We start from the raw sequence: 6,926 nt of genomic DNA, 5'->3' as shown, positions 1-6,926 counted from the left end.
CTTGTAACCTGCCTGAGAATTCGGAAACGGTTGAAGAGAACGTCCTTGTTTCAGATGCAACCTTTCACCGGCGCCCCGCTGCCCGGACGGGCGACAAGCGCCGCTGCCAGGCACCGCGCGGGGCTGTCGCGCCGTTGCGCAAAAAGCACCAGGGACAGTGAGCCCGCCAGGCTTGCTGGCAGCTCGCAGACGCTAAAACATCCGCCGCAGCGGGGCTGACATGGGAAGCCGGGACATGGCGCGGGGCCTGTCCCGCTGAGGTACCACGGCCCGCGCCGGCCCTGGGGCCGGCGCGGGGAAAAGCACTTGCAGCGGCCTCAGAGACGCCGCTGGCGCTTGAGCTGGGGGATGGTGGTGGCGGGGATTTCCAGGCGCTGCAACTGGCCCAGGGTATGGGCCGCCAGCGCGGCCAGGGTCGGCTGGCTGAACAACAGGCGGGCATCGGCGTGCAGGCCTTCCTGGCGCATCCGCGCCACCAGGCTGACCGCCAGCAGGGAATGCCCGCCCAGTTCGAAGAAGTGGTCGTGGCGCCCTACCCGCTCCACTTGCAGCACCTCGGCCCAGAGCCGCGCCAGGGTGGTTTCAAGCGGCCCCTGGGGCGGCTCGAAATCGCGGCTCAGCACCGCTTCCAGGCCCGGCTCTGGCAGTGCATCGCGCGCCAGCTTGCCGTTGGCGCTCAGGGGCAGCGCCGCCAGTTGCACATAGGCTGCCGGCACCATGTACTCCGGCAGACGCTCCAGGACATGGGCCCGCAGCGCCTCGATCCCCGGCGCCGCCACCCCGGGGTGCAGGCTGAAATAGGCCACCAGGCGCTCGCCACGCATCAGCACCGCCACCTCGCGCAGGGCCGGGTGGCTGGCCAGCCGCGCCTCGATTTCCCCCAGCTCCAGGCGCAGGCCCCGCAGCTTGACCTGGAAGTCGTTGCGCCCGAGGAACTCCAGGTCGCCGTCAGCGTTGTAGCGCACCCGGTCACCGCTGCGGTACAGCCGGTCGCCAGCGACGAAGGGGCTGTCGATAAAGCGCTCGGCCTGCAACTGCGGCAAGCCCAGGTAACCCCGGGCAACCCCGACCCCGCCAATGTGCAGCTGGCCGCTGACGCCCTGGGGCACCGGCTGGTCATGGGCATCCAGCACATACAGCCGGGTGTTGGTGATGGCCTTGCCGATCGGCAGTTGTACCGGCGGCACCGCTGCCCCGGGCTCCAGGGTCCAGGCGCTGCTGTCCACGGTGGCCTCGGTGGGGCCGTAGACGTTGTGCAAACGGGCTCCGGGCAGGCGCTGGCGGAACAGCCGGGCAATCGCCTCGGTCAGCTCGCCGCCGCCGCAGAACACATCGGTCAGGCTGTGGCACTGGCCGGCCTCTTCCAGCTGCAGAAATTGCAGGAGCATGGCCGGCACGAACTTGATCATGCTCACCTGCTCCTCGCGCACCAATTGCGCCAGATACAACGGATCGCGCTGGCCGTCGGGCCGCGCCAGCAATAGGCGCATGCCCGTGACCAGCGGCCAGAACAGCTCCCAGACCGAGCCGTCGAAACTGAATGGCGCCTTTTGCAGCAGGGTGCCCCGGGCCCGCTCGCCACACAGCTGCGAACTCCAGTGCATCAGGTTGCCCAGGCCGCGGTGCTCCACCATCACCCCCTTGGGTGTACCGGTGGAACCCGAGGTATAGATCACGTAGGCCAGGTGCGAAACCGTCAGCCCTGCCACCACGGGATCATGCTGCGGCGCCTGCTCCCAGGCACTGCGGTCGAAGTCGACCAGCGACAGGGGCAGCGGGCCCAGCAGCTCGCGGGTCGGCTGGTGCACCAGCACCGCCAGCGGCTGGCTGTCCTGCACCAGGTAGCGCAGGCGCTCCAGCGGGTAGTCCGGGTCCAGGGGCACATAGGCACCGCCGGCCTTGAGGATGCCCAACAGGCCGATCAGCAGTTCCGGGCTGCGCTGCACGCAGAGCCCGACTCGCACATCCGGCCCCACACCCTGCTCGCGCAGGTAATGGGCCAACTGGTTGGCGCGCTGGTTGAGCTGCCGGTAACTCAGTTGCCGCGCGCCGGCCTGCAGTGCAATGGCCTCGGGCGTGCGCCGCACCTGGGCCTCGAACAGGGCATGCAGGGTCAGCTCCCGGGGGTATTGCGAACGGGTGGCATTGAGCGTTTGCAGCAGGTAGCGCGACTCCAACGGCGGCAGGATCGACAGGCTGTGCAACGGCGTCTGCGGCGCCTGTTCCAAGGCCAGCACCAGCGCTTCGAGAGCGGTGGTCAGGTAGCCCAGCAGGCGTTGCGCGCCGATCCGCCGCGGGGCCCGGCAGCCCAGGCGGAAACCCGGTTCCAGGTCGTCCACCGCCAGCATCAGCGGGTAGCTGAGCACCTCTTCGCTGCTCAGCAACTCGACCCCAGGCAAACCCTGCAACAGGTCGCCGCCGAGGTTGTGGCGATAGTTGAGCAAGGCATTGAACAGCGGGGTCGGCGCCGCCACCGCGCTGCAGCGCTGGGCCAGGGACAGTGGCGCCTGCTCGTGGGCGAGCAAGGCACTGAGGCGCTGCTGGGCCTGGCCCAGCCCCTCGGCCACCGTCAGCCCCGCCAGCTCCAGGCGCAGTGGCAAGGTGTTGATGAACATGCCCAGGGCCCGGTCGGCCCCCGCCCCGGCTTGCAGGCGGCCCAGCAATACGCTGCCGAAGAGCACGTCCTCACGGCCGCTGGTACGCCCCAGTACCAGGGCCCAGGCCAGGTGAAACAGGCTGGCGGCGCTGACCCCGAGCTGGCGCACCTGGGTTCGCAGGCGCTGGCCAAGCTCGGCTTCCAGCAGGCCGCTGGCGTGCTGCAGGTCCAGTTGTTCCCCGGGCCGTTCCTGCAGTTCGAAGGCCAGGGTCAGCTCGTCCACCGTGCCCAGGCCGGCCTCGAAGAACGCCTTGTGGGCGCCCTGCCCCTGGCGCGTGCGGGCCACGTAGTCACGGTAGGCATAGGCCGGCGCCAGGCTGGCTTGCCGGCCTTGCACATGGGCGGCGATTTCCGCCAGCAGCACCGCGGTACTGGTGGCGTCGTTGACCAGGTGATGGAAGCGCAGCAGGCCGATCCAGCGCCCATTGGCCCGGTCCTCGGCCCAGGCCAGGGCCAGCATCGGCGCCTGGCGGATATCCAGCGGGTTGTGCTGCGGGTCGAAGTGCTCGCGCAGTCGCTCCGCTACATGGCCGCCGGGCCCGGCCTGCCACTCTTGCACCGTCAGCCGGGCGTGGCGCCAGACCACCTGCAGCGGTTGCTCCAACACGTCCCAGACCAGGCTGGTGCGCAGGATGTCGTGGCGCTCGATCACTGCCTGCAGCGCCAGGGCGAAGGCGTCCAGGTCCTCGCGCCGGGCAAAGGCGAACAGCGCGTGCTGCTGGTAGGGATCGCGGGCGGCGGTCATGTGGTGATAGAGCAGGCCCTCCTGCAACGGCGCCAGGGGGTAGATGTCCTGCACATTGGCAGCGCCGCCGGGGATGCAGGCCACCACCCGGTCGATGCTGTCCTGGTCCAGTTCCACCAAGGGCAGCATCGCCGGGGTGATGCGCTGGCAGTCGGGCGGAACGCGGTTGGCCGGGACCTCGACGACCTGCCCGGTGCTCACCGCCGCAGCGAGACTGGCCAGGGTCGGCTGGCCGAACAGCACCCGCACATCGGCCTGCAGGCCGGCCTGGGCCATGCGCTGGATCAGTTGCAGGGCCAGCAGCGAATGCCCGCCCAGTTCGAAGAAGTGATCGTGGCGGCCCACCTGCTCCACCTGCAGCAGCTCGCTCCAGAGCCCGGCCAGGGTGATTTCCAGCGGGCCCTGGGGCGCCTCGTAGGCGCGGCTGATCAGGTCCTCGGGCCCCGGCGCCGGCAGCGCCCGGCGGTCCAGCTTGCCGTTGCCGGTCAGCGGCCAGGCGTCGAGTGGTACGTAGGCCATGGGCAGCATGTACTCCGGCAACTGCTGGCGCAGAAATTCCCGCAGTTGCAGGGCCGTGACCGCCTGGCGCGGAATGAACCAGGCCAGCAACTGGCCGTCCCGGGCCTGGACCAGCGCCTCGCGCACTGACGGGTGATCCCCCAGGCGGGTCTCGATTTCCCCCAGCTCGATGCGCAGGCCGCGGATCTTCACCTGATCGTCATTGCGCCCCAGGTATTCCAGGCTGCCGTCCTCCCGCCAGCGAGCCAGGTCGCCGCTGCGGTACATGCGCGCGCCGGGGCGGTCGCTGAAGGGGTCCGCAAGGAAGCGTTCAGCATTCATCCCATCGCGGTTGAGGTAACCCCGGGCCACCCCGCCACCGCCCACATAGAGCTCGCCGGGCACGCCAATGGGCAGCAGTTGCTGCTGTTCATCCAGCAGGTAGATCCGGGTATTGGCGATGGGCCGGCCGATATGCAGGGCCTGCCCGGCCTCGATGGCACCGGAAGTGGCGACCACCGTGGCCTCGGTGGGCCCGTAGTTGTTGATCACGGCAAACCCGGGGTCAGCAGGTAACTGGCGCAGGCGGTCGCCGCCGATCAGCAAGGTGCGCAGGGTCGGGTGGCCCAGTTGCTGGCTGAGGGCGTACTCGGCCACCGGGGTCGGCAGAAAGCTCACCTCCAGCGGCTGGGCGCGCCACCAGGCCAGCAGGCGGTCCAGCTCCTCGGGGCCGTCGCTGACCGGCGCCAGGTGCAGGGTCGCCCCGGCGCACAGGGCCGGCCAGACTTCCCAAGCCATGGCATCGAAGCCGAAACCGGCAAGGCATGAGGTATGGCTGCCAGCCTGGAGGTCGAAAGCCCGGCCATGCCAGTCCACCAGGTTCGACAGGCTCTGGTGCTCCACCATCACGCCCTTGGGCTGGCCGGTGGAGCCGGAGGTGTAGATCACGTAGGCCAGGTGCTCGGCGGTCAGCCCGGCGGCCTCGGCAATCTCGCCCGGGCCATCCAGCCACTGGCCGTTGTCGAGGTCGATCAGCGGCACGTTCAGCGTCGGCAGGCACTGGCGCAGGGCGCCCTGGGTCAACACCGCCCGCGGCGCGCTGTCGTGCAGCAGGAAGGCCAGGCGCTCAGCCGGATGGGCCGGGTCCAGGGGCACATAGCCCGCGCCGGCCTTGAGAATGGCCAGCAGCCCCACCAGGGTTTCCGGGCTGCGCCGGGCGACGATGGCCACCCGCGCATCCGGCCCCACTCCCTGCTCGCGCAGGTGCAGGGCCAGGGCGTTGGCCCGGCGGTCGAGCTGTTCATAGCTGAGGGCCTGGCCCTGGGCGACCAGGGCAATGGCCTGGGGCGTGCGCCGGGCCCAGGCCGCGACCCGGGCGTGAATCCGCTGTTCGGCGGCGGCTGGCTGTTCGTTGGCGTTCCAGGCCTGCAAGCGGCGCAGCTCGGCGGCAGGCAGCAGGGAGAAGCGGGCCACCGGCAGTTGCACATTGTCCAGCCCCTGCTCCAGCACATGCAGCAGGCGCGCGGCCAGGGCCTCGATTTCCTCGGGCTGGAAATACGCCGAGTCGTAGACGTAGTGCATCCAGGCGCTGTCATCGAAGCTGTTGCTGCGCAGGTGGATGGCCAGGGGCGTGGGCTCGTGGCGGTTGGAGACTTTCACCGACGAGGCCGCCGCCTCGCCGTAGCGGTAGTCCAGGTCCTCCAGTTCATAGGACAGCGACAGCTCGAACAGCTGCGCGCGGTCTTCACGCAGCAGGCCGAGGGCGCGGTTGAGTTCGCTCAGGGGAAAGCGCTGATGGCGGAAGTCCTGTTTCAGTACATCGCGCACCGCCCCCACCAGGGCCTCGAAACTCAGTTCGCGGCCGAAGTCCATGCGCACCGCGCTGACCTGGGTGAAGGAACCCAGGGTCACCTTGAAGGCCGCATTGGGGCGGTTCAGCACCGGCATGCCCAGGACCCATTCGTCCCGTTGCAGGGTGCGGGTGAAGTACACATGCAGCGCCGCCAGCAGCACATGAAAGGCTGAGGCCCCGGTGCTCTTGCCCAGGGCCTTCATGCGTTCGTGCAAGGCCGCGGGGAACGCCTGGACCAGGGTCGCCCCCGGGGTCGCGGCGTCGGCGGCGGGCCGGTAGCGCGGGCGCAGCACCGGCTCCGGCAGGCTCTGGTACTTGTCCAGCCAGTAGTCGCGGTCCCGCGCATAGCGGCTGGACTGGTGGTAGCGGGCGTCGTCCTCGATGAAGTCGACAAAGGACGGCGCCGTGGCCTGGGGCTCCTCGCCGCTGGCCAGGGCGCTGTAGAGCCCGCCCAGGGACTGGGACAGCTGGGCGAACCCCCAGCCGTCGAGGATCAGGTGATGGGCCTCGACTTCCATCAGGTGATGCTCGGGGCCCACCCGGAACAGCGAGAAGCGGCACAGCCGTTCGCCGTCGAGCTTGAACGCCTGCTGCATCTGCCGGCGGATCTGCGCCTGGGCCGCCGCCAGCGGATCGGCCGCCGCGGACAGGTCATGGAACACCAGCTCCACCGGCCAGTGTCGGTCGAAGTACTGCAAGGGCAGGCCGTCGACGCTGCCCTCCAGGGACAGCACAGTACGCAGCACGTCGTGCTTGTCCACCAGCAGCTCCACGGTGCGCTGCATCAGCTCGGGCCGGAACGGCCCCTTGAGCACGGCATAACCGCCGATGTTGTACAGCGGCGAGTCGCCCCGGCTCAGTTGGTCGAGCCAGATATCGCGCTGCCCGGCGGTCAGCGGCAGGCCCCGGGCCTGTACCGGACCGGCGTTCATGCGCGCCCCCGGGCGGGGTGCCCGGCCCATGGCGGGCAGTGGCTGGCTGGGGTGACTGGCGCGACGAAAGCGCCCACGGCTGCGGCGGAAAAATGCGTCATAAGATCCTTCTCATGTGATGGGCCCGGGCACCGGCGTCCGCGGATTTAAGCATCGGCCCCAGGGCCTGTATGTCACCCGAAACCCGGACAGTTCCGGCCCCGGTCGGCCACCTCGGGCAGCACCGCGCCGGGCTGTTGCAGC

At 69.7% G+C, this 6,926-nt stretch carries 1 protein-coding gene; it reads right to left on the bottom strand.

Going from position 1 to position 6,926, the window contains the following annotated elements; genetic code table 11:
• Positions 1–317: 317 nt before the first annotated feature.
• Positions 318–6,683, bottom strand: a complete 6,366-nt coding sequence (ofaA, locus tag ABCR88_RS11695; protein ID WP_350404578.1) for an orfamide A non-ribosomal peptide synthetase OfaA — start codon at positions 6,681–6,683, stop codon at positions 318–320.
• Positions 6,684–6,926: the final 243 nt, after the last annotated feature.

The organism is Pseudomonas sp. W17 (genome assembly GCF_040268305.1).
GTDB lineage: Bacteria > Pseudomonadota > Gammaproteobacteria > Pseudomonadales > Pseudomonadaceae > Aquipseudomonas > Aquipseudomonas protegens.
The sequence above is the reverse complement of the archived record's forward strand: the minus strand, read 5'-3'. Positions and strand labels throughout refer to the sequence as shown.